This is a genomic window from Halosimplex litoreum (genome assembly GCF_016065055.1).
Taxonomy (GTDB): Archaea; Halobacteriota; Halobacteria; order Halobacteriales; family Haloarculaceae; genus Halosimplex; species Halosimplex litoreum.
Window position 1 is genome coordinate 1,552,669 of the sequence record NZ_CP065856.1, and the last position, 20,905, is coordinate 1,573,573.

Consider the following 20,905-nt stretch of genomic DNA (forward strand, 5'->3'; position numbering starts at 1 on the left):
TCAGTAAATGAAATCTTATAATAGATATACATCACTGTCCGAGCGGAACGGAGCGATAGGGAGCGCTATGTAGCGGGCGGCGGCTGGATGGCGCGGTCGCAGTCGGGCGACCGCCAGAAGTGCGGTCGGTCGAATCGGTCGGAAACGCGGTGACCCTCTCAGGCCGCGTCGGCCGCCGGTTCGACGTCGCGTTCGGTCGCCTCGGTCCGGATCTCCTCGGCCCGCCGCCGGACGGCGCCGACGTAGCGCTCTACCGTCGTCGGTTTCTTGCCGTAGAAGGAGGCGACCCAGTTGGTGTCGGTACCGGCCATCGTCAGGAAGTAGGCCGCCATCGTATCGCGGCCCGCCTGGACGACCTCCGGCGGGACGCCGCGGTGGCCGGTACCCGCCTCCTGGAAGCCGTTCGTGTCGAAGTACACGTCGGCGTACAGCGTCGCCTTCTCGGGGTCGGCGAACGTGATATCGGTGTGTTCGGGCGCCTCGAAGCGGTACTGCGGGTGCTCGGCGCCGTCGGGGACGAACTCGACGACGCGTACGTCGAGCGGGTAGTCTTCGTGGACGGTCGCCTCCGCGGTCGATGGGTCGGCGTCGTGGGCTACCATGGTGGAGTTCCGAGTCCGTCGGCGCCGGCGAGTGAGCGCTCCGGGCCTCGTGTAGGAGACGCATGCCGGCCGATCCGGTTGAACGTTGCTAAGAGGGGCCCGTCCCCGAACGTAGCGCTCGGTACGGCTATCGAGACTGGCCCGACCCTCTCCGTTCCCCCTCGCAGTGGCGAAGCCAATCGCCACTCGTCTAGACGACGGCGAACGACCAGTGCTGGACGACCGCGACCCATCCGTTCTCCGCGGCCACGAGCAGCCCACCGCCGAGGACCGCCAGCGCGCCGAAACCGACGCAGACACCCCAGAAGGCGACCCGGCGGACCAGCGCGACCAGCGCGCCGACGGTGACGTAGCCCACGACCGCACTCACGCCGAGCGCCAGCATCGCCTGCGGGACCGGGACCGTCGGGACGCCCTCGTCGACGACGACGAGCAGGCCCGCGCCGAGCGAGGCGGGGATCGACAGCAGGAAGGACAGTTGGAGCGCGCGTTCGCCCCCGTGGCCGCGCAACAGGAGCGCGCTCACGGTGGTCCCCGACCGCGAGACTCCCGGGAGGAGGGCCAGACCCTGGCAGATCCCGACGACCACCGCGTCGGCGGCGTCGGGCGTCGCGCGCTCGCCCAGCCCCCAGCGGTCTGCGGCCCGCTGGAGCAGTCCCGTGCCGACGAGCAGGGCGCCGACGGCGGCGACGAACGCGCCGCCCGCCAGTTCCGTGGCGGCCTCCGAGAGCACGGCGTAGAGAGAGAGCCCGACGACGCCGGAGACGAGCGACGCGACTCCGTAGAAGGTCAGGTCGGCGCGATCGGTGCCGAAGGCGTCGCGCGGCCGCCACTCGGGGACCGACCCGAGGAGCCCGACGGCCTCCTCGCGATAGAAGGCGAACCCCGCGGCGGCCGTCCCGGCGTGCAAAAAGAGTGCGAACTGCGTCGCGTCGAACGCCGACTCGCCGGTCGACAGCGCGACGACGAGCGCCACGCCGCCCTCGCTGGAGACCGGCAGCCACTCCAGGACGCCCTGGACCAGCCCGACCAGCAGCGCCAGCAGCGTCGCCCGCGGATCCATGGCGCCAGGCGCGTGCCTCGCAGGTAAAGCCGTTCGGGTATCGAACGAACCGCGCGTTCGTCGAAGAGGGCATCGAGATCCCCTCCTCAGCGCGTCGTGACGATGGAACGCGCCGACGGCGACGCGGAGACGCCCCCCGGCGCGCGTTTCGGCCGACGAATCGACCGAACTCGCGGACTGAACGAACGTCCCCGCGACGGCCGTAAGGCGACCTTTCAGACGAACGGACAGACGGGTGCTCCGATGGGTGAGGGGTGGGCTCGAACGACCGCAGCGGAAAGGTCCTGTTAGCGACACGGGCCGCCCCGTCGCCGGGAGTACCGTGACTCGACTCCTCGACAGGCCAGTCCTAGCGACGCGACGGGACGAGTACGGTCGCGTTTGTCCCGGAAACGGCTCTCCCCCTTTATCGTCACTGGAGAACCACGTTCGATCGGGATGAGACAGAAAGCCACAGCCGTACTGATAGCGACCGCTATCGCCGTATCGCTCCCGATGACGGTACTCGTCGTCGGCGGCGACACTGGCGCGAGCCCGACGACAGCGGAGTCGACATCGCCGGTCACCGTCGCGAACGCGCAGGTTGACGAGCTGACGCTCGACAACGCGACGATAGACAACGTCACGATCGCGCAACTGCGTATCGACCGGCTCACCGTGGAGAATCAGAGCGGTATCGACGACGTCAACCAGACGCTCGGTATCGAGAACGACGTGGTCGTGTTGCGGAACGTCTCCTTCGAGGAACTCTCGCTGGAGAACGCTTCGGCCGAGGGACTCGGGATCAGCGCTGCCGGGGTCATGACCAACAACCCCAACGCCACGCAGACCGGAGCGGTGTCCAACGCGACGATCGAGCGGATGAACGTCGACAACGTGACGATCGAACAGCTCGACGTCGACGAGCGTGAGGGCGGCGGTATCATCGGCGGGATCGTCGACTTCATCCGAGGGCTGTTCGGTGGCGACGGCGACGACGGGGCCAACGAGACCGCCACGTCCACCGACGGCGGCGAGGAGACCGCGACGGCCACGGACGACGGGACCGCGACGCCCACCGACGACGAGCCGACGCTCGACGACGGGGGCGAGGCGGACGACGGGAACACGTTCCTCGTGGTGGGGAACGTCTCCGTCGCCGACCTCAAGATCGAGGAGATGGACGTGGGGACGCTCGCGACCAGCGAAGCGCCCGCCACGGCGGCGCCGACGGACACGCCGGCCGGAACGGCGACCGCGACGGAGACGGCGACCGCGACGGAGACGGCGACCGAAACGCCGACCGAGATGCCCGACGACAGCGGGAACCTCACGATCGAAGTCGTCCAGAACGTCACGGTCGAGAGCGCGACCATCGAATCGATCGAGACCGAGCGGCTGTCGATCGAGACGGCGACCCCCGCTGGGACGCCGATCTTCACCCCGACCGAGAGCGAGCAGACGCCCTAGACCGAGCGGAGGAAGCGGTCGCATCGACCGCGAGACGAGCGACGGACCGGGACCCGACGGACGGATCGAGAGGGAGGTCGGTCGCCGCCCTCGGTCCGGACCGGTCTCGGCTGACGAGCGCCCGGTGACGCGCCGCCCCGTGTCGAAAGGGAATTACGCGCCCGTCGCCCACGCACTGCCATGACCGACGACGTCCTCGATCTGGCCCGGCGGGCCGTCGAGACGGGGCCGCTCTGTGACCCCTGTCTCGGCCGGCTCGTCGCCGAGCGGAGCTTCGGCCTCACCAACCGCGAACGGGGCCGCAGTCTCCGCGTCGCCGTCGCGCTCGCCGACGACCGTCCAGTCGCCGACCTCGAAGCCGACGAGCCCTGCTGGGTCTGCGAGGGCGAGTCCACCGAGGAGCGGGCCCAGGAGTGGGCCGAACGTGCCGCCTACGCCGTCTCCGACTACGACTTCGAGACCTTCCAGGTGGGGACCCGCGTCCCCCCACTCTTCGAGGAGAACGACGCCCTGCTCCGTGCGGATCTGGGCCTCGACGACGACGCCGGCGAGGCGCTCAAGACCGAACTCAACCGCGAAGTGGGGAAACGGTTCGGCCGCGAGACCGACAGCGAAGTGGAGTTCCAGCGGCCGGACGTCCAGGTGACCCTGAACCTCGGCGACGACACCGTCGACACGCAGGTCAACTCCGCGTTCGTCTACGGCCGGTATCGCAAGCTCGAACGGGACATCCCACAGACGAAGTGGCCCTGCAGCGACTGCAACGGCACCGGCCTGAACCGCGGGGAGATCTGCGAGGGCTGTGACGGGTCGGGGTATCGCTACGACGAGAGCGTCGAGCAACTCAGCGCCCCCGTGGTCCAGGATGCGATGGACGGCGAGTCGGCCACCTTCCACGGCGCCGGCCGCGAGGACGTGGACGCGCTGATGCTCGAAGGCGGGCGTCCGTTCGTCGTCGAGATCGACGAGCCACGCGAGCGGACCGTCGACGCCGCGGCGCTACAGCCGGAGATAAACGAGTTCGCCGACGGCAAGGTGGAGGTACTCGACCTCCGGCAGGCCACCTACGAGATGGTCGAGCGCGTCAAGGAACTCGACGCGAGCAAGACCTACCGGATGGCCATCGAGTTCGACGAGCCCGTCGACGCCGCGGACTTCGAGGCCGCGCTGGACGAACTCGACGGTGCGACGATCGAACAGCGCACGCCACAGCGCGTCGACCACCGACGTGCGGACATCGAACGGACCCGCGAGGTGTACGATATCGAGGGCGAACTGGACGACGAGCGGACGGCGACCGTCGAACTCCACGGCGAGGGCGGCCTCTACGTCAAGGAGCTCGTCTCCAGCGACGAGGGACGAACGAAGCCGAGCCTCGCCGGTCTGCTCGGCGTCGAGAGCGTGGTGACGGCGTTAGACGTGCTCGACGTGCAGGGCGAGGACGAGCCGTTCGCGCGCGAGGAGTTCTTCCGCGACGAGCCGCCCGAGGCGGCCGACGAGAGCGGGACCGAGGCCGAGCCGACTGACGCGGACGGCGACTGACCGACCCGAGACGGGGCCGTACAGCCCCGGGCCGCCGACACCGACGAAGCAAAGGACGAGGGTGCGAGTAGTGAGTGCGAATGCCGACGATCGACGAGTACCCTTCGGTGTCGCTGCACAACGTCTCCGAGACTGTGCCCGCCGAGTGGGACGAGGACGGCGACCGCCTGCACCGACTCCCGGCCGACGTGGCCGCGCAGCTGAACGAGATGGCCGACGGTCGCGTCCGCGAACCGAGCGGGAGCGAACTCCGCTTCGTCCCCGGGACCGACGACGCCGAGGTCGAGGTCACCCTCTCGGCCGAGGAGCCGGGCCAGGTCCGCGTGTTCTGGGGCGACTTCCAGCCGTGGAACCCCACCGACATCGGGCCGGAGCCGACGACGCTCTCGCTCGCGGTCCCCGATCGACTACGCAAGCTCGACGCGGAGGTCGACGGCCGGTTCGACCCCCGGGTCTGTCGCGTCCTGTTCGAGCGCACGCCCGCCGTCGCCGTCCACGACGTGACCGGCGACTGCCGGCCACCCGCCGACGAGGAACTGCCGGAGACGCGCTATCTCGCCTACGGGACCTCGATCACGGAGGGCGCCGCCTCGTCGGCGACGCACCTGAACTACGTCTCGCGGACCGCCCGCGCGCTGGGGTGGGACGCCCTGAACTTCGGAACCTCGGGGTCGGCCTACGCCGACGCCCCGATGGGCGAGTACATCGCCGAGCGCGACGACTGGGACGTGGCCACGCTCGCGCTGTCGATCAACATGGCCAACCAGGAGTTCCCCGTCGACGAGTTCGAGCGGAAAGCCCGGGCGTTCGTCGAGACCATCGCCGCGGCCCATCCCGACGAACCGATCGCCTGTATCACGCTGTTTCCCTACTACCCCGACGTGATCGAAGGCGGCGACGCCGAGCGCGCCGAGGCCTACCGCGAGACGCTCCGGGGGATCGTCGCCGAGGCCGACCACCCCGACATCGCCGTGATCGAAGGCCGCGAACTGACGGACGTCTCCGGCTACAGCGCCGATCTCCTCCACCCCGGCGACGCGGGGATGGAGGAGATCGGGCGGAATCTGGCCCGGAAGCTCGACGAACGAGTCGCGTAACTTACTCGTCGCGGACGTAGGCGTCCCGGAAGACCTGCTCGCGGCGCATCAGCGCTTCGACCCCGTGTTCGAGGAGCCCCTCACCGATGGCCGTTGCCCGGTAGTAGGAGTACAGGCCGTCCCTGTCCGGCGTGTTCTCCTTCCGGTTCTCGACGACACCGACATCAACCAGTTCGTTCAGGTGGTAGTGGAGACTGTTGCCGTCGATCCCCAGGCTCTCGGTGAGTTCCTTGGCGCTCATCGGCCCGTCGCGTTTCAGCCGGTAGAGGATCTTGAACCTGGTACCGTTCCCGATCGCACGCTGCATCGCCATGTACTCCTCGAACGAGAGGATACTGTGGTCGGGGAGCAGATCCTCGGGATCGTCCGGTCCACCGTCGGTCGTATCGTCGATTCTCTGTGACATCGAAGGCTTCTAGTTCTCTGTTCGACTTGGTACAATTTAACGGTTGTTGAGTCGAGTGATGTTGACTATCTCGTGTTTTTATATACTACCGGACAGTCCACCCTGTATGCGAGACCGGTTGATCGCTGAACTGGGTGCGGTGCGATACGAGGGATTTCTCGTCTACCTGATGGGACCGTACACGACGTTCGAAGTAACTGACCTCCTTCCAGACGAGACCGATCCGGAGTCAGTGTCGCTCCCTTCGGCCCAGGCCGATTCGAAGGCGATAGACGAGATGCAGCGACGACTCCGCCGAGTTCAGGGGAGTCTCAGAGCGGACCCAGGCATCAATGCGTTTCTCGCGATCGACGCAAACGTCCCCTTGGAGGAGATGAACGCGGCGACACAGAGCATCAAACTCGCTCGGGCGAGTAACGCGGTTGTGTTCATCGTTCCGCAATTGGGCGACAACCTCGGCGTCGGGATGGAGATCGGTTCGGTACTGGAAGATCGATATCCAGATGGAGCGGATCGGACTCTCCTAGCTCACGAAGCGGGCATCTCCTCGGCGATGTTGGGGGGTGTCACGACTCGGTGGAACGCCCGGATTACTCCCTACGACGACGAGACCGACCTGATCGACGAGATACGGAACTTCGTCGTCGAGATAATGACTCGCGAACAGTTCGGCGATCTCGAACCGAAGTAACTGAATGGTTTTCGACCGCGGACGGACGCGCCTGCTCCGCGTTTTCGGCTCGACGACCCCGTCTGTCCCCCCCTCGCCGGTCCCGATCCCCTATATCGGCCGTCAGCGACCCCGAGACGGCAGACGCGCGTCAGACGAACGGCGTCCCGACCGCGACGGTTTAAATACGAGAAGGCACAAGCCGTCGCCATGCACGAGTTCGGCGTCGACGAGGCCGGCAAGGGGCCGGTGTTGGGCTCGATGTTCGCGGCGGCGGTCGCCGTGGACCCGGCCGACTTGCCCGACGACGTCGGCGACTCGAAGGGGATCGCCCCCGAACGCCGGGCGGAACTCGACGCGACCATCCGCGAGGTCGGGAGCGTCGGCGTCGCCGAGGTCACCGTCGAACGCATCGACGACGAGGAGACCGACATGAACTCGCTGACCGTCGCCGCCCACGCCGAGGCCATCGACGCGCTGGCCGACACCGTCGACGGGACGCCGACCGACGACGACCCCATGGAGGGCTACGTCGACGCCGGCGACACCAACGCCGTCCGGTTCGAGCGCCGGGTCGAAGACGCCGCCGGGGCCGCTATCGACGCCCGCGCCGAACACGGCGCCGACGAGACGTACGCCGTGGTCGGCGCCGCCAGCATCGTCGCGAAGGTCGCACGCGACGCACACGTCGAACGGCTGGCCGAGGAGTACGGCGACGTTGGCAGCGGCTACCCCGGCGACGACACGACGAGGGAGTTCCTGGAGGGGTACGTCGCCGACCACGAGGACCTCCCGGACTGCGCCCGTGCGTCCTGGCAGACCTGCACGGACGTGCTCGCCGCACAGTCCCAGTCGTCGCTCGGGGAGTTCGAACCCGACGGCGGTCGCGCGATGGCGGACGCAGGGGACGAAACGGAGGTCCGATCCGACGGCAGCGGGCTCCGACGGACGACGCTCGACGACTTCTAGACCATCTTTTTCCCGGAGGGGTGTCCTCGCTCACTGCGTTCGCTGCGGGCACCCCTCCGGCAAAAACATGGGTGAAAAAGCCGCGAGCGCCGTCGGCGCTCGCGGTAGAACCGCGCTCGCTCCGCTCGCGCGGACGCTCAGTACGAATGGTGGGTGTTACACTTGGAGGTAGCGGTGCGGTCGCCGTGCTGTGCGGTTGGCGCGTGCTGTCGAGCGTGCCCGCCTCTTGGCGGGCCGCTCGAAATAGCCGCGCGAGGGATGAGAAGCGCAGCCTGCGAGCATCGCAAGAGGCTGGGGAGGCTCGTGGCCGTCTGCGGTCGCTGTGCGGTGCGGTTGCCGTTGCGGTCGCGGTGCCGTCCCTGGCGGACTGAACGGGCGAGGCGCGCTCGCGCTTGTGTAGTCGCCTGAGCGGGCACTATCCGCGCGGGCCGTGCGGAGAGAGCGGATATCCCGCCTCAGCGACCGCGAGCGCGGCGAGGGCTTTCAGCGCTCACCGTCGAGTTCGGTCGCTGTCGTCTCTGTTTCTTCCACGACGAGTCGAGCAGAAACAACTGATACACTCACACGTCGAACCGAGCGAGGACGGCGAAAAAGACGGAGGCCGGTCAGTCGCTCTGCTGGTCGAGCATCAGGTTGCGCAGCACGTCACCGTAGGCCGGTCGCGTGACGAGCACGCCGATGAGGACGCCGACGATGGTGACGATGGCGAAGCCCTGCAGGTCCCCGAGCGAGAGGAAGGCGAGCGGGCTCATGGCGATGATCGTCGTCACCGCGGCGGCGCCGATGACCCAGAACGCCTTGCGGAAGCGGCTCTGGAACACCCTGCCGGTGGCGATCTCGCCCTCGTTCAGGATCTCGTCGGCGATGATCAGCAGGTCGTCGACCCCGGTCCCGATGACGGCGATGAACCCGGCGATGTACGAGAGGTTCAGTGGTAAGCCGATGGCCGCGGCGAACCCGAGTAGCAGGTACACCTCGGCGGCGGCGGTCGCCAGCATCGGGAGTGCGACGCGGGGGTTCCGGTAGCGCAGGAAGACCGATCCGCTGACCGCGAGCCAGGCGATCAGGCCCGTCAGCAGCGCCTGCCACTTGAAGCGGTCACCGAGGCTCTGCTGGAGGAACAGGACCGTCCCGTTCTCGACGGCCAGCCGCGTCGGCAGCGCGCCGGCCCGGAGGTTGACCTGCAGGCGCTGGGCCTCGTCGGTCGACCCCGTCTCCATGATGAACGACGGCGCCGTCTCGAACTCGCCGGACTCGATGTCCTCGGCGAGACCCGGGTCGAGGCCGGCCGCGTAGACGATTTCGCCGTCGACGGTGGTGTACAGACAGTACCCGGGGTCCTCCGGGCTCTGCCGGTATCGACATCTCTGTGCTCCGGTCGCCTCGCTGGAGGTGAAGCCCAGGTCGACCAGATCCCGGGAGTAGTTCCGCGCGGCGTCCTCGGTCAGCGTGATGGGGACGTAGGGCTGGCCGGCGTCGTTGGTCTGTGCGATGCCGATCTGGGAGTCCTCCAGCTGGCGGTTCGTCAGCACCGTCTGGTTGCGGTAGACGGTGTCGTTGCCGGTCTCGACGGGGCGGGTGGCGACGATGGTGACCTCCCCCTCGTCGCCGATGAGGTTGAGCACCTCGGTGGTGTTGGCGTTAGGCACGTCGACGACCACGTAGTTCCCGCCGGTCGCGGAGCGCTGGGTCGCCACCTGCCCGCCGCTCAGGCCGCCGCGGTTGATCTTCGCGGTGATCGTCTCGACGGTCTGCTGGCGGGTCTGTTCGGTCACGCCGCGGCGGATCGTCGCCGTCTCACCGTCGAGGCCCGCTTCCGAGAGGGCCGCGCGGAACCGTTGTTCGTCGACGTTCTCGGTGAGTACCTCGACGGCGTCGCCGTTCCCGGTGTTCAACACGACGGACACGTCCCCGGTCGAGACGTTCAGCTGGTCGCCGACGGTCTGTCGGATGGCCGCCCGCTGGCCCTGCCCGACGTCGAGGTCCTCGGCGGTCGTTCCGACGAGCGGAGCGCGGATTCGCGACCCGCCGGCCAGTTCCAGCCCGAACTGGAGGTTCGTCGGCCCGTCCGACGAACTGTAAGTGGAACTGTTGTTCGCGCCCGCGTCGGGCGCGGCCGCGGGCCCGAACAGCGCGAACGTCGACGCGAGGACGAACACGACCAGCATGACGATCCGCCAGTTCTCGCGGAGGTTCACGCGAATCCCCCCTGGACTCGCGTGAGCTCGTCACGCGCTCTGCGTGTGACGGTGGTGAGGCGAGCACCGCGAGACGAACCTCGTCGAAGCTCCGTTTCGACGGCGTTCATCGGGCCACCCCCTCGTACTTGTACCAGCGAAGCAGGCTCAGGTTCAACATGTAGGTGTTCATGAGGTCAGCGACGAGGCCGAACACGAGTACGATGGCCAGGTCGGGCAACAGCGGGATCTGGAACAGCGAAGAAACGATCCACATGACGATCATCGCCGCGATGGAGGTGACGGTCATCGTCACACCGGTCCGCATCGCGCGGTAGGTGCTCTCGTAGAAGCCCCCGCGCCGACGGAGGATGTGGTTGTTCAGCAGGATGTCCGAGTCGACGGAGTACCCGATCAGCATCAACAGCGCCGCGACCGAGCCCAGCGAGAGCTTGATCCCGAAGACGTTCATCAGCGCGAGCGGGATAATGATGTCCGAGAACGCGGAGGCGACGACCGCGATGGAGGGGACGAACGTCCGGAACAGCGCGAAGATGAGCAGGCTCATGCCGACGAAGGCGACGCCGATGCCGATCAGCGCGAGGCGCTGGGCGTCGGCGCCGAAGCTCGCCGACCGCGACTGGACGGAGACGACCTCGTAGCCCGCCGAACGGGCCGCCGAGCTGATGGCGTCGGAGTCGGTCGCCTGGGTCGTGACGATGAACTCGTTCGAGCCGGCGATCGGCTGGACCGAATCGATCTCGAAGTCGAGACTCCCTCGAACCTCGGACTGAGAGGCGTCGGTCGCTACCTGTATCTCGGTCCCTCCGGTGAACTCGATCCCCGGTGTGACCGGTGTCCCGGTCATCAGGGTCCACCCCGCGAGGACCAACAACGCGAGCGCCAGCACGGCCAGCGGGACGGCCGCGAGCTGACGATTAGAGTACCGGTCGTAATCGGGTTCCGGTACTACGAACTCGACCATGCCCGTCGGTGTGCGACCCCTGCCGATAAGCCTTCTCCATTACGCCGGCGTCCCGGACCGAACCACGGGCCCTCCTCACCCCGGAGGGTTCGCGTGACCCGCCAGCGACCGCGGGATGGAACGCGGATCGGCCCGGTCGACACACCCAAAGGCACTTTTTCTTTCGCTCGTTACCACCCACTAACCCGATGTCCCGCAGTCCCTCGCTCCCCGAGCGACCCCGGCTGGAACTCGACCCCGACATGACGCCGTCGGAACGGCTGGGTGCGCTCACAGACCACCACGAACAGCTCGTCGAAGTGAACCGCGAACTCGAAGCCCAACTCGACTCCGCGCGCGACCGTCGCGAGGAGCTCACCGACGAGGTCGACCAGCTCGAGCGCGAGAACGAGACGCTCAAGACCTCCTCGCTGTACGTCGCCACCGCCGAGGAGATCATCGACGACGACGTCGTCGTCAAGCAGCACGGCAACAATCAGGAGGTACTCACCGAGCTGCCCACGCAGTTGCGCGAGGGCCTCGAAGCCGGCGACCGCGTCGCCATCAACGACTCCTTCTCTATCCAGTCCCAGCTCGAGAGCGAGACCGACGCCCGCGCCCAGGCCATGGAAGTCGACGAGTCGCCGACGGTCACCTACGACGACATCGGCGGCCTCGAGGCACAGATCCAGGAGGTCCGCGAGGCCGTCGAGGAGCCGCTGATCAACGCCGAGCAGTTCGACGAGATCGGTATCGAGCCGCCCAGCGGCGTCCTGCTGCACGGCCCGCCCGGCACCGGCAAAACCATGCTCGCCCGCGCGGTCGCCAACGAGACCGACGCCACCTTCATCAAGATGGCCGGCTCCGAGCTGGTTCGCAAGTTCATCGGCGAGGGCTCGCGGCTGGTCCGCGATCTGTTCGAGCTCGCCAGCGAGCGTGAACCGGCCATCATCTTCATCGACGAGATCGACGCCGTCGCCGCCAAACGCACCGAGTCCAAGACCTCCGGCGACGCCGAGGTCCAGCGCACGATGATGCAGCTGCTCTCGGAGATGGACGGCTTCGAGGACCGCGGAGAGATCCGACTCATCGCCGCCACCAACCGCTTCGACATGCTCGACCGGGCTATCCTCCGCCCCGGTCGCTTCGACCGCCTGATCGAGGTGCCCGAACCCGACGCCGAGGGTCGCAAGCGCATCCTCGAGATCCACACCCAGGACATGAGCCTCGCCGACGACGTCGACTTCGAGTTGCTGGCCGAGGAGACCGCCGGCTTCTCCGGCGCCGAACTCGCCAGCCTCGCCACGGAGGCCGGCATGTTCTCCATCCGCGACGGCCGCACCGACGTGCGCACCGGGGACTTCGAGGACGCCCTCGAAAAGATCGAAGAGGGCGACCAGACCGAGGGACAGCCCGTCGCGTTCTACTGAGACCATCTTTTTCGCGGAGGGGTGTCCTCAGTCGCTGCGCTCCCTGCGGGTACCCCTCCGCCAAAAACATGGGTGAAAAAGGCGCGGCTCGTTCGCTTCGCTCACTCGCCGCGTGGAACCGCGCGCCGCAGGCGCGCGGACGCTCGTCACCTCGACGGCAGTCTCGACCCGCTAACAGACGACGCTGTACGGCGACGCGCTGACCTCCCCGTCCGGTCCGTACGTGAAATGCGCGGGGCCGCGACAGCCACTGAAGCCGAGTTCAAGCGGAGCCGACCTCCCGCCAGGGGTGCTCGCGGTCACCGTGACGGACGGCCGACCGATGTGGAACGGGTTCGTCGCCAGCAGTGCGGCCACCACCTCCGAGTCGGGGGCGACCGTCCGTGTCACGCTGGATAGCTCCGCCGAGCCGTGCTCGACGGTCACCGTCACCGATATCGACCGGTCGCGGAGGGTTTCGACGACGACCTCGCGGTCGGGATTCTCGGTCCCGACCCGCGGCGTCGCAGTCACTCCGTACAGGTACGCGACACCGAGGAGGACGACGACGGCGAGCGCCGCCCGCTTGCGGTCCATGCGCCGTAGTGCGAGGGGTCGGGCAAAGATCTTCTCGCGGCGGCCGCGCTGACACGGTAACGGCAGCACAGTCCACTCGCGGACGATCGGACGGGGACTACACCCACCCCACTGACAGACCCCCCCGATCAGCTTTTAAGCAACTCATTACATATTGTTTTAGGAATAAGACTAAATACGAGACGTTCTACCAAAGAAGACGTACGAATATGACCGAACACACGTTACCTAGTGGCGCCGAGAAGGGGGAATCGTCGGTCCGTGCGGACGGGCCGGGCTTTCTGACAGACCACGACGACCTGACGGCAGTCCGTGAGGAAGCGGTGGCGTTCATCAGGGACGAGGTGACGAGTGCGGGCGCGCGAGGGGTCGTCGTCGGACTGAGCGGCGGCGTCGACTCGACGCTGACCGCCCACCTGGCCGTCCAGGCGCTCGGGAGCGACCGCGTACTGGGGCTCGGGCTGCCGGCACACACCGACGAGGACAACGCCCAGGAGGCCCAGACGATGGCCGAGGGGCTGGGCATCGAGTTCCGCGAGGTGGACCTGCGGCCGCTGCTGGATCTGTTCGAGGATCACGTCGCGCCCGAGGTCGCGCCGAACGGAGGACGGCGGGCGATCGGGAACCTCACCGCGCGCCTGCGGATGTGCGCGCTGTACTACGCGGCCAACGCCCGGTCGTACCTGGTCTGCGGGACGGCCAACCGCTCGGAGCTGCTGCTCGGGTATTTCACGAAGTACGGCGACGGCGGCGCCGACCTGTTCCCGATGGGTGACCTCTACAAGACGGAGGTTCAGGCGCTGGCCCAGCAGGTGGGCGTCCCGCGGCGGATCGTCGCGAAGGAGCCGACCGCGGACCTGTGGGCCGGCCAGACCGACGCCGAGGACCTGGGGGCGCGGTACTCGGAGATCGATCCCGTCCTCCGCCGGGTCGTCGACCGCAGCGAGCGCGTCGAAGACGCCCTCGACGAGGTCGACGCGAGCCCCGAGACCGCCGAGACGGTCGCGCGGCTGTACGTCGACTCGCTGCACAAGCGCGCGGTGCCGCCGACGCCCGGTATCGACGACCGCGGGAGCGGGGCGGGCGGCTCGCACCCGCTGCACCTCGCGCCGATGGCCAGCGGGCTGTGAGCGGGAGCGGGGCGACTCACTCCTCGCAGGTGACATCGTTGGCGTCGACGCGTTCGGCGGAGAGCAGCGGTGACCGGGCGAGCAGCTTCCGGGAGCGCTCGGCGCTGCCGGGGATCGCCGTCCGGTCCATGTGCGGCGGCGTCTCCGGCGTGTAGTTCCGCTGTTCGGTGCCGGTCCCGGCGGCGAGCGCGAAGTCCTCGGAGGCGACCGCAACGTCCCAGCCGATGCAGGCCCAGCGCTCGGCCTTGTCGGCGGCGTCGTACCCCTCACTCATCTTCAGAGCGACGACGCGAAAGCGCGTCCCGTCGGGGTCCTCGTACTCCCTGACGACTCCCGACTCAGCACCGAGGAGTCGCTCTTCGACGCCCATCGAGCGGACGCCACGCCACCCGTCTCCCGACGCGGGTAACACCGAAACCGCCGATCGGTCGGCCGTCGGCGGTGGCGTCGCCGTTGGCGTCACGGTGCGGGTCGGGCTCGGTGATGCGGTGTTCCGTCGTGGGTCGCCGCTCGGGGACTGCGACGATGCGGTCGGTTCCGAACCCTCGTCAGTCGGCCCATCGGACGAACAGCCCGCGACCGCGAGTGGAACCGCGGCACCGATCGCCCGGAGGACCGAACGGCGTGACGGCGTCATGAGACAGACGGGTGGACCCACCGGTAAATACTTTCTCGCCGACAGGCGAGGGTGGGCCCTTCGACCCGAAACGAAACCCCTTAGCGCGCGAGTCGACGAGACGGAGGTATGAGCACGATTCGGGTCGCGTGGGGGTCGGCCACCGGCCCGACCGAGATGTCGTCGTTCGACGCGGCGCTGGCCGACGCGGGCGTCCACAACTACAACCTCGTGACGCTCTCGTCGGTGATCCCCGCCGACGCTCGGCTCGAACGCGTCGGCACCGCGCCCGACCTGGGGCCGACCGGCGAAGCCCTCTACGCGGTCGTCGGCCGCGAGACGCTCGCTCCGGGCGCCGACGGCGCGGCCTGCGCGGGCCTGGGATGGGTCCGCAGCGAGTCCGGGCGCGGACTGTTCTACGAATCGAGCGGTACCGACCCCGACGCCGTGGGCGAGGCGGTCGAGGCGGGCCTGCGCCGCGGGATGGAACTGCGCGAGTGGACCTTCCGCGAAGAGCCCGAGGTCGTCGTGGAGTCGACGCCCGCCGACCCGACCGACCACGTCACCGCGGTCGTCGTCGCGGCCTACGGCGGTAGCGAATCCCTACTGGCGTGAGCGCGTGCAGCGACGCCGACGTCGACCCGTGGTAACCACGATCGATCGTGTGAGAAGGCGAGTAGTACACCTCTCACAGGGGTTAAGAGCCTGGGCCGCATACGACCGCCGAAGAGCCCAATGTACGGAAATTCGCCGCTCGGCGACGACGGGTTGGACCCGGACGCCCTCTCGACCGACCAGCGCCGCCGGCTGGAGCGGGACCTCTCGCGAGTCGCCCAACAGACTCGGGAACTGCTGCCCGAAGAGTTCGTCGTCGGGTCGGACCTGACGGCCGGCTCCGACGGCCCCGAAGCCACCGTCGCCGTCCGCCCGCCGGTGGGCCCCGTCGTCTCCGCCGGCTACACGCCCGAGGACGCCGACGCGACCATCACCGAAGCCGAACAGACCGACCTCGCACAGGGGCTGGCCGCCAGCGCCGCGCTCCAGGTCAAACAGGCGCTGTCGGGCAGCACGAGCCCGACCGCTCGATAGCCCCGGTCGAGAACCGCTCGCGACCGCGGCCGTCACCTCAGTTCTCGCCGACGGCGGCCGGCGGATTGTAGAACAGGGCGTAGCCGATCGTCGTGCTGGCCGGGACGCTCCCGACGGCCAGCGCGGTCCCCCACGACCACGACAGGACCGCACCGGCCAGCGCCGCGAACGCCATAAGCGCCGGGATCAACGCCAGTATCGCGTCGTGGACCGACACGACACCGCGCGCGTCGTTCGCCACTGGTCGAAGCACGTGTCAACGGTCGAGCGTGACGTAATTAAATGTTATTACTGCATGTGCGGCGGGGGAGGGTGCGCCGGGGAACAGGCGAGTAGGCGGTGAGAGGGGGTTACTTCCTTCAGAAGACGAAGAATTGTGTAGACATTTCGCTACACGGTTTCTTTGATCAACCAATGGTTTGGTTCGTGGGTAATGAATAGACAAGAACACCTACCGTGGTAACTCCTCTCTTGGCTGCTCGTGATTTTCCATACTGGGTAACGGATCGCAAGTCAAAACCAAACGGATGAATTGAAGAGACAGGTATTTGGCGTGTCCGTGAGGTGGTTTGTGTCATGAGTCGGTGGACAATTGTCTCAATTATCCTTACTGTGGTTCTAATCGGAATCCCGACCGCTGCGAATTTTTATCCTCCTATTTTTGCGGGCATTGCCGAGCGACTACCTCTCAACATCATTCTCACATGGATGGCCCGATTGGGAATTTTCTCCCTTGGATTACTGGGCGGTTGGTGGGCAAGGGGATGGTCGATTGATCAGGTGGAATCAGATGATTGCGACGAGGTAGCTGTTTCCGAGATCGAAGGCTGTATTCAGACTGACGAAAGTTGCTGGCGAGGAAGCGCGGAGATTTCATCAGATAGAATAGTTAACATTGAGCTTGAAAACAGAGCGTATTGCCCAAATTGCCAGACCGTAATGTACGACGGTGAAAGTTCCCGTAGCTCAGTGAGTGGCGAGATCGGTTTATGGGAGTGTCCGAATTGCAGCCACACCGCTTTTGATGAGGGTCATCCCTATGGGGACGCCGAGAAGCTTTTTGAAAGACACATCCGTCAAATTGTAGAAAGCGAGGGGGAGGAATATTCGCTTGAGAACCTCATTGACGGGATAAATGGAGATGTTACACCAAGGCGAATATGGAAACAGTATGCGAGTGTAATTGACGATTTCAATGTTTCAATGAATTGCTTCCCATAGAGACTAACGTATCGTGTGTGCAATCGTCACATAAGCGGTGGTGATGAACTACAGAAATATCTCCGCAAAACTGCGGTTTTGAGGACTGAATTCTACGAATCGTCGAAATATTCTTAAGTATATACCATTTAGATCCAAATGTATGACAGTACCTTGGGGGAAGATAGCCACGTTCGGGTCACTGCTCACAGTCCTTGCCGTGGCTCCGGTTCTACTTGGGGTGGGGAGTATGCTGTCTAGCGTGAGTATCCAAAGCGCGGATATTGAGGGTACGTATCGGATGATGAACCTCGCAGTGGGCGCGCTCAAGGCGTTGGTCCCGCTCACTATCGGGGGCGTGATACTGTTCGCGTTCTTTGAGTTCGCGGGGGAGATGGCGTAGATGTCTGACTGGGACGACGCGGATAACCTGGCGACCGCCGTGGCGATACTCGGAGCGACTGGTGTCCTTTTGACCATGACTTCGAGTATAGGCGACACCAGTACCGTCCAAATGGTCGCTTGGGCTACGGACGTAATTCGGACGATCGCCGTTCCATCCTTTGGGTTGATTATCTTGTTCTGGTTCCTTCTCAAGGCGGAACCACTCATAGACGCCTTCGCAGATTGGTAGTCGATTGAATTGACTCACATCGGGCGCGTGAATACACTCCCACACCTACGCGAGTAGGGATCCGTCCGCTCTGTAATCTTGACGGGGCGGGTTAGCGGAGTGGTAACAGGTGGGTTCGAGCGACGCGCGAGAACAGTAGCGAAGCGGCTACCTGTCAGATTGGAGGAGTGGTTTGGCGGGTTGATCCTGAGCGTCGGCTACTACCCACCAATCTGTGTAGCCATTCAACTACACAAAATCTCTACTTCCCCCAGAAGGGGCGTTTAAAACCGGACATTCGCCGTACAGCCACCCATACTTAAAATCCCAACAGAGTTTCCGAATTAAACTCTCGCAGTTAAATTCCAACAAAGCCGTCTCACGAGTATGGAGAAGCAATGCCTGCTACAGACTGATGGAACTACCGTCTTAGTCGCTGGAAGCTTAGACGACGACCTCACCGAAGTCGTACAAGCAGCTCACACCGAATGGCAATGGCTCCGCACCAAAGAACGAGTAGCAGCCTTCGCCGAACACCGATGAACCCGCCTAACATCGAAGACCTCGGCAAATGCCACGACTGCGGACTCCCCCTCGACGCAGACGCCACGACATACGAATCCCAATGGCACCGCTACGAAGCCGGGGAACTCAGCGGAACCGGCTGGACACAATACTGCGCCGACTGCGCGCCACCCGGAATGCTATCAGGAGACCAATGAAGATGGCCTGCGCAGAATGCGACGCCACCATCCACAGCGACATCGAATACGTCGACGTAATCCTCACACACCACTTCGACAGCAGACGAGTCAACCAAAAACGAACCTACCTCTGTCCCAACTGCGCCCCCGACCTATACGACCAACTCGGCCTCGGCTCGTGACGACCCGTACACCTTAGCAGACAGGCGTTCAATGGTTACACAGCTACGCTACAGCTCGTAGAGCGAGCAGGAGCGAGCAAGCTTGCTTGCGAGCAGGACTCAGCGGAACAGACGGGTAAAACCAAGCGACGGCGGGCGGTTCCGACGGCCACCTTGCCTAACTATGTAGTATGCTAACATACCATAGTATACTACTATACTAAATATAATATATAATATAATATAATATACGAAGGTACGAACGACTCTGCGAAGGTACCAAGGGGGGTACCTGTATTACTTAATACAAATTGTATTATGTATTACAAGTAGGGGTAGGTGGTCTTCGCAGAGCAAGTTAATTTGTAATTATTCTTAATAAAAGTAATACATAATACGATTTGTGTTAAGTAATACAGGGGGGTGTAGGGGTCTTCTCGCAGAGTTCAGAGAACCTGCTGAAGGTACTCGCTGACTGCTTCGATTTCGTCTTCTGTGAGCTTGTCTCCCGCTTCAGCGTCGTGGAGAGGGTGCTCGTCGAGCTCGTCGAACCCGATTCCTCGGTCGTCGAGTTCGTCTCGGTGTTGGTTGAGTACGTCTCCCGCCGAGTAGTGCACATCGACTGCTTCGCACAGGTCGACGAGCATACTGTGGTTGAGGCCCGTCTTCTTGCGGACGACTTCGGTGTACTCTTTGTGTGGTCGAAGTTCCGGGTGTACGCGAGTCAGCCAGTCGAGACCGTCGACGACTTCGCTGATTCGAGTGTCGAGTTTCCCGGTGTATTGTTCGAGTTCTTGCTGGACGCGCTGTTCGTCGTCTTCTAAGTCGTCGAGCCGACGCGACACCTTGCGCTTCTCGTCTCTAATCTCGGCGAGTTCGCTTTCCAGTTTCTCGCGCCGAGTGAGTCCGCGCGTCTGCATGTCTCGCTTGATGAGAGTGTTGATGTACTCGCTTTTGTTGTCGACTAAGTCTTCGAGATACTCGGTGATGTCTTCGCTCTCGTGTCGGAAGCTGGTTGTTTTACTCATTGCTCGTCACCTTCAGCCATCACCTCCGTTGCCGTTTTGAACTCGGTGAGTTTGTCTGTCGCGTACCATGTGTGGTGCGCGTCGCTCTCGCGAGTGAGGAGACCTGCGTCTTTGAGGTCGCTGAATACTCTACTTGCGGTCTTCGCGCTGTACTCGCCGGTCTTGTAGCCGCGCAGGTCGCTTGTGCGGGCGTATCCTTGTTCGCGGATTAGTTCGATGGCGTCGATTACGACTTGTGTCTGTTTAGCCATGTTACTCCAGTCGCGGGGTCCGAATAAAGGTGTTACCCCTACAATAGTGGGTGGGTAGGGGATACACCAATATACTCACCCCCCTACAGTAGAGGTATGGAAGCAAACACGAACGCTGACGCAAGCACCGAGATGAAGACCTACGTCTGGACCGGAGTCCTCACCGACTGGACGAGCGGAATGGCCGTAGTAACCGCTGCGTCCGTCGAGGATGCACAGTTGAAGATGCTGAACGACCCGGACCTCCCAGACTATGTGAAGCAGGAGCTCGCGGCGGTGACTCCTACGGAGCTCGCATCTGGGAAGGTTGAGTACATCTACGGCGGTGCCTGAAGCTGGTGCTACACTCGGTTCGATTCCGGGGTCAGGTCTCATCGCGGTTCCGTTCGCGATTCAGAAATCAACGGAGGTGAAACAATGTTGAAAGCACAAACACCAAACAAACTGGTAGAACAGGACAGCGGCTTACTCGTCGCTGGAGAAGACTGCGTTATCTGGCAGAACGCCGGTGGCGAGCAATGAACCCGGAGGGAACGTACCCGGACCCTGAGGGTCGCACCTGCGACTCCTGCGGACACACACTCGTAGTCGACTGCGCAGGCCTCGCTTGCGATTACTGCTGGCGCGTCGCCGGTGATGAGCAATGAGTTACTGCGTTGGATGTAGCTCGTGGACGCCGGACAAGCTCTGCGATGCCTGCTCGTTCCACACAGGGCGAGTTTGGGATGCGGTCGAGTCAACAGACCTCCGAGAACAAGAAACGTCTCTCGGAGCGAATCAGGACGGTCTGCGTTCAAACGGTGGTGGTGATGAGTGAAGTCGTCCACGACTGCGGTGGTTACGTCTACTGGGACGACGCTCGCGAAGACCTCGCCTGCACCGAGTGCCCAGACCGAATCGCGATGGAAGATTGCTCGTGCGACGACGAAGACGTAGAAATCGCCATCGTCAACATCAATGACTGGAAGCTCGGTCCTCCGTCTCGGCCTCCGACTCGGGACGGCCGGTGGCAAGTCGATTTGTGGGGTCGCCCTGTCGCCGGCGGGTATCCCTGCTACGTCTTCGACGAGGAGCGACTCGCGCTCTTACGCGAGTACGTCGACGTTCCCTCGGGACGGTGGTCGCGATGACCGCTTGCCCGGTGTGCGGCGTCTCGTACGGTGTGAGA

25 protein-coding genes are annotated in these 20,905 nt (G+C 64.8%); 15 read left to right on the forward strand and 10 right to left on the reverse strand.

Annotation, left to right across the window (positions count from 1 at the left end):
* Positions 1-158 precede the first annotated feature (158 nt).
* A complete protein-coding gene (locus tag I7X12_RS07665) occupies positions 159-602 on the reverse strand; it encodes a hypothetical protein (RefSeq protein WP_198063248.1) in 444 nt (147 codons plus the stop codon).
* Between the two features lie 190 nt (positions 603-792).
* Complete coding sequence (locus I7X12_RS07670) at positions 793-1,665, reverse strand: undecaprenyl-diphosphate phosphatase (RefSeq protein ID WP_198063249.1); 873 nt, start codon at positions 1,663-1,665, stop codon at positions 793-795.
* Between the two features lie 495 nt (positions 1,666-2,160).
* Here I7X12_RS07670 and I7X12_RS07675 point away from each other — a divergent pair, with 495 nt between their 5' ends.
* The 3 genes from I7X12_RS07675 to I7X12_RS07685 all read left to right on the forward strand — a co-directional run bounded on the left by I7X12_RS07675 (position 2,161) and on the right by I7X12_RS07685 (position 5,753).
* Positions 2,161-3,114 (forward strand): hypothetical protein, encoded by a 954-nt coding sequence (locus tag I7X12_RS07675; RefSeq protein ID WP_198063250.1) that lies wholly within the window; start codon positions 2,161-2,163, stop codon positions 3,112-3,114.
* Between the two features lie 180 nt (positions 3,115-3,294).
* On the forward strand, positions 3,295-4,656 hold the full coding sequence (locus I7X12_RS07680; protein ID WP_198063251.1) for a tRNA pseudouridine(54/55) synthase Pus10: 1,362 nt from the start codon (positions 3,295-3,297) through the stop codon (positions 4,654-4,656).
* Positions 4,657-4,736: 80 nt separating this feature from the next.
* Positions 4,737-5,753: a GDSL-type esterase/lipase family protein gene (locus tag I7X12_RS07685; RefSeq protein ID WP_198063252.1), complete on the forward strand. Its 1,017-nt coding sequence runs from the start codon at positions 4,737-4,739 to the stop codon at positions 5,751-5,753.
* 1 nt (position 5,754) lies between these two features.
* Here the strand turns inward: I7X12_RS07685 and I7X12_RS07690 are convergent, their stop codons facing one another.
* Positions 5,755-6,159 (reverse strand): ArsR/SmtB family transcription factor, encoded by a 405-nt coding sequence (locus tag I7X12_RS07690; protein ID WP_198063253.1) that lies wholly within the window; start codon positions 6,157-6,159, stop codon positions 5,755-5,757.
* Between the two features lie 169 nt (positions 6,160-6,328).
* On the opposite strand from I7X12_RS07690, the gene I7X12_RS07695 reads away from it, so the two are divergent.
* Both I7X12_RS07695 and rnhB read left to right on the forward strand, forming a co-directional pair.
* A complete protein-coding gene (locus tag I7X12_RS07695) occupies positions 6,329-6,850 on the forward strand; it encodes a DUF7509 family protein (RefSeq protein WP_232343106.1) in 522 nt (173 codons plus the stop codon).
* A gap of 189 nt (positions 6,851-7,039) precedes the next feature.
* Positions 7,040-7,798 carry a ribonuclease HII gene (rnhB, locus tag I7X12_RS07700; protein WP_198063254.1) on the forward strand — a complete coding sequence of 253 codons (759 nt, stop codon included), beginning with the start codon at positions 7,040-7,042 and terminating at the stop codon, positions 7,796-7,798.
* Between the two features lie 605 nt (positions 7,799-8,403).
* Here rnhB and I7X12_RS07705 read toward each other — a convergent pair.
* Together I7X12_RS07705 and secF are read right to left on the reverse strand one after the other, a co-directional pair.
* The gene (locus I7X12_RS07705; RefSeq protein ID WP_198063255.1) at positions 8,404-9,996 is read right to left on the reverse strand and encodes a preprotein translocase subunit SecD; all 1,593 of its coding nucleotides are present in this window, start codon (positions 9,994-9,996) and stop codon (positions 8,404-8,406) included.
* A gap of 106 nt (positions 9,997-10,102) precedes the next feature.
* Entirely contained in the window at positions 10,103-10,960 is an 858-nt protein-coding gene (secF, locus tag I7X12_RS07710; RefSeq protein ID WP_198063256.1) for a protein translocase subunit SecF, read from the reverse strand.
* A gap of 188 nt (positions 10,961-11,148) precedes the next feature.
* Here secF and pan2 point away from each other — a divergent pair, with 188 nt between their 5' ends.
* A complete protein-coding gene (gene pan2, locus I7X12_RS07715; RefSeq protein WP_198063257.1) occupies positions 11,149-12,369 on the forward strand; it encodes a proteasome-activating nucleotidase Pan2 in 1,221 nt (406 codons plus the stop codon).
* 171 nt (positions 12,370-12,540) lie between these two features.
* Here the strand turns inward: pan2 and I7X12_RS07720 are convergent, their stop codons facing one another.
* Positions 12,541-12,945, reverse strand: coding sequence for a hypothetical protein (locus tag I7X12_RS07720; RefSeq protein WP_198063258.1), 405 nt, complete (start codon positions 12,943-12,945; stop codon positions 12,541-12,543).
* Positions 12,946-13,154: 209 nt separating this feature from the next.
* Between I7X12_RS07720 and I7X12_RS07725 the strand changes: the two genes are divergently transcribed.
* Positions 13,155-14,075, forward strand: coding sequence for an NAD+ synthase (locus I7X12_RS07725; protein ID WP_198063259.1), 921 nt, complete (start codon positions 13,155-13,157; stop codon positions 14,073-14,075).
* 16 nt (positions 14,076-14,091) lie between these two features.
* Here the strand turns inward: I7X12_RS07725 and I7X12_RS07730 are convergent, their stop codons facing one another.
* On the reverse strand, positions 14,092-14,445 hold the full coding sequence (locus I7X12_RS07730; RefSeq protein ID WP_198063260.1) for a hypothetical protein: 354 nt from the start codon (positions 14,443-14,445) through the stop codon (positions 14,092-14,094).
* Positions 14,446-14,820: 375 nt separating this feature from the next.
* Between I7X12_RS07730 and I7X12_RS07735 the strand changes: the two genes are divergently transcribed.
* Positions 14,821-15,306, forward strand: a complete 486-nt coding sequence (locus tag I7X12_RS07735) for a pyruvoyl-dependent arginine decarboxylase (protein WP_198063261.1) — start codon at positions 14,821-14,823, stop codon at positions 15,304-15,306.
* A 120-nt stretch (positions 15,307-15,426) separates the two neighbouring features.
* On the forward strand, positions 15,427-15,780 hold the full coding sequence (locus I7X12_RS07740) for a DUF5811 family protein (protein ID WP_198063262.1): 354 nt from the start codon (positions 15,427-15,429) through the stop codon (positions 15,778-15,780).
* A 37-nt stretch (positions 15,781-15,817) separates the two neighbouring features.
* Here I7X12_RS07740 and I7X12_RS07745 read toward each other — a convergent pair whose 3' ends face one another.
* Positions 15,818-16,033 carry a hypothetical protein gene (locus I7X12_RS07745; protein ID WP_198063953.1) on the reverse strand — a complete coding sequence of 72 codons (216 nt, stop codon included), beginning with the start codon at positions 16,031-16,033 and terminating at the stop codon, positions 15,818-15,820.
* A gap of 323 nt (positions 16,034-16,356) precedes the next feature.
* Here I7X12_RS07745 and I7X12_RS07750 point away from each other — a divergent pair, with 323 nt between their 5' ends.
* The 4 genes from I7X12_RS07750 to I7X12_RS07765 all read left to right on the forward strand — a co-directional run bounded on the left by I7X12_RS07750 (position 16,357) and on the right by I7X12_RS07765 (position 18,479).
* Complete coding sequence (locus I7X12_RS07750; protein ID WP_198063263.1) at positions 16,357-17,001, forward strand: eL43 family ribosomal protein; 645 nt, start codon at positions 16,357-16,359, stop codon at positions 16,999-17,001.
* 142 nt (positions 17,002-17,143) lie between these two features.
* Complete coding sequence (locus tag I7X12_RS07755) at positions 17,144-17,383, forward strand: hypothetical protein (RefSeq protein ID WP_198063264.1); 240 nt, start codon at positions 17,144-17,146, stop codon at positions 17,381-17,383.
* Entirely contained in the window at positions 17,384-17,614 is a 231-nt protein-coding gene (locus tag I7X12_RS07760; protein ID WP_198063265.1) for a hypothetical protein, read from the forward strand.
* Between the two features lie 703 nt (positions 17,615-18,317).
* Positions 18,318-18,479, forward strand: a complete 162-nt coding sequence (locus I7X12_RS07765) for a hypothetical protein (protein WP_198063266.1) — start codon at positions 18,318-18,320, stop codon at positions 18,477-18,479.
* Between the two features lie 425 nt (positions 18,480-18,904).
* Here the strand turns inward: I7X12_RS07765 and I7X12_RS07770 are convergent, their stop codons facing one another.
* Together I7X12_RS07770 and I7X12_RS07775 are read right to left on the reverse strand one after the other, a co-directional pair.
* Positions 18,905-19,378: a hypothetical protein gene (locus I7X12_RS07770; protein ID WP_198063267.1), complete on the reverse strand. Its 474-nt coding sequence runs from the start codon at positions 19,376-19,378 to the stop codon at positions 18,905-18,907.
* A 104-nt stretch (positions 19,379-19,482) separates the two neighbouring features.
* Positions 19,483-19,737 (reverse strand): hypothetical protein, encoded by a 255-nt coding sequence (locus I7X12_RS07775; RefSeq protein ID WP_198063268.1) that lies wholly within the window; start codon positions 19,735-19,737, stop codon positions 19,483-19,485.
* 96 nt (positions 19,738-19,833) lie between these two features.
* Between I7X12_RS07775 and I7X12_RS07780 the strand changes: the two genes are divergently transcribed.
* A complete protein-coding gene (locus I7X12_RS07780; protein WP_198063269.1) occupies positions 19,834-20,070 on the forward strand; it encodes a hypothetical protein in 237 nt (78 codons plus the stop codon).
* Between the two features lie 476 nt (positions 20,071-20,546).
* A complete protein-coding gene (locus I7X12_RS07785) occupies positions 20,547-20,867 on the forward strand; it encodes a hypothetical protein (protein ID WP_198063270.1) in 321 nt (106 codons plus the stop codon).
* Positions 20,868-20,905: the final 38 nt, after the last annotated feature.

Bases quoted from the DNA above. Each gene is read 5' to 3' on its own strand.
- I7X12_RS07665 (WP_198063248.1), bottom strand. From the start codon at position 602: ATGGTAGCCCACGACGCCGACCCATCGACCGCGGAGGCGACCGTCCAC.
- I7X12_RS07670 (WP_198063249.1), bottom strand. From the start codon at position 1,665: ATGGATCCGCGGGCGACGCTGCTGGCGCTGCTGGTCGGGCTGGTCCAG.
- I7X12_RS07675 (WP_198063250.1), top strand. From the start codon at position 2,161: ATGACGGTACTCGTCGTCGGCGGCGACACTGGCGCGAGCCCGACGACA.
- I7X12_RS07680 (WP_198063251.1), top strand. From the start codon at position 3,295: ATGACCGACGACGTCCTCGATCTGGCCCGGCGGGCCGTCGAGACGGGG.
- I7X12_RS07685 (WP_198063252.1), top strand. From the start codon at position 4,737: ATGCCGACGATCGACGAGTACCCTTCGGTGTCGCTGCACAACGTCTCC.
- I7X12_RS07690 (WP_198063253.1), bottom strand. From the start codon at position 6,159: ATGTCACAGAGAATCGACGATACGACCGACGGTGGACCGGACGATCCC.
- I7X12_RS07695 (WP_232343106.1), top strand. From the start codon at position 6,329: ATGGGACCGTACACGACGTTCGAAGTAACTGACCTCCTTCCAGACGAG.
- rnhB (WP_198063254.1), top strand. From the start codon at position 7,040: ATGCACGAGTTCGGCGTCGACGAGGCCGGCAAGGGGCCGGTGTTGGGC.
- secF (WP_198063256.1), bottom strand. From the start codon at position 10,960: ATGGTCGAGTTCGTAGTACCGGAACCCGATTACGACCGGTACTCTAAT.
- pan2 (WP_198063257.1), top strand. From the start codon at position 11,149: ATGTCCCGCAGTCCCTCGCTCCCCGAGCGACCCCGGCTGGAACTCGAC.
- I7X12_RS07720 (WP_198063258.1), bottom strand. From the start codon at position 12,945: ATGGACCGCAAGCGGGCGGCGCTCGCCGTCGTCGTCCTCCTCGGTGTC.
- I7X12_RS07725 (WP_198063259.1), top strand. From the start codon at position 13,155: ATGACCGAACACACGTTACCTAGTGGCGCCGAGAAGGGGGAATCGTCG.
- I7X12_RS07730 (WP_198063260.1), bottom strand. From the start codon at position 14,445: ATGGGCGTCGAAGAGCGACTCCTCGGTGCTGAGTCGGGAGTCGTCAGG.
- I7X12_RS07735 (WP_198063261.1), top strand. From the start codon at position 14,821: ATGAGCACGATTCGGGTCGCGTGGGGGTCGGCCACCGGCCCGACCGAG.
- I7X12_RS07740 (WP_198063262.1), top strand. From the start codon at position 15,427: ATGTACGGAAATTCGCCGCTCGGCGACGACGGGTTGGACCCGGACGCC.
- I7X12_RS07750 (WP_198063263.1), top strand. From the start codon at position 16,357: ATGAGTCGGTGGACAATTGTCTCAATTATCCTTACTGTGGTTCTAATC.
- I7X12_RS07755 (WP_198063264.1), top strand. From the start codon at position 17,144: ATGACAGTACCTTGGGGGAAGATAGCCACGTTCGGGTCACTGCTCACA.
- I7X12_RS07760 (WP_198063265.1), top strand. From the start codon at position 17,384: ATGTCTGACTGGGACGACGCGGATAACCTGGCGACCGCCGTGGCGATA.
- I7X12_RS07765 (WP_198063266.1), top strand. From the start codon at position 18,318: ATGGCCTGCGCAGAATGCGACGCCACCATCCACAGCGACATCGAATAC.
- I7X12_RS07770 (WP_198063267.1), bottom strand. From the start codon at position 19,378: ATGCAGACGCGCGGACTCACTCGGCGCGAGAAACTGGAAAGCGAACTC.
- I7X12_RS07775 (WP_198063268.1), bottom strand. From the start codon at position 19,737: ATGGCTAAACAGACACAAGTCGTAATCGACGCCATCGAACTAATCCGC.
- I7X12_RS07780 (WP_198063269.1), top strand. From the start codon at position 19,834: ATGGAAGCAAACACGAACGCTGACGCAAGCACCGAGATGAAGACCTAC.
- I7X12_RS07785 (WP_198063270.1), top strand. From the start codon at position 20,547: ATGAGTGAAGTCGTCCACGACTGCGGTGGTTACGTCTACTGGGACGAC.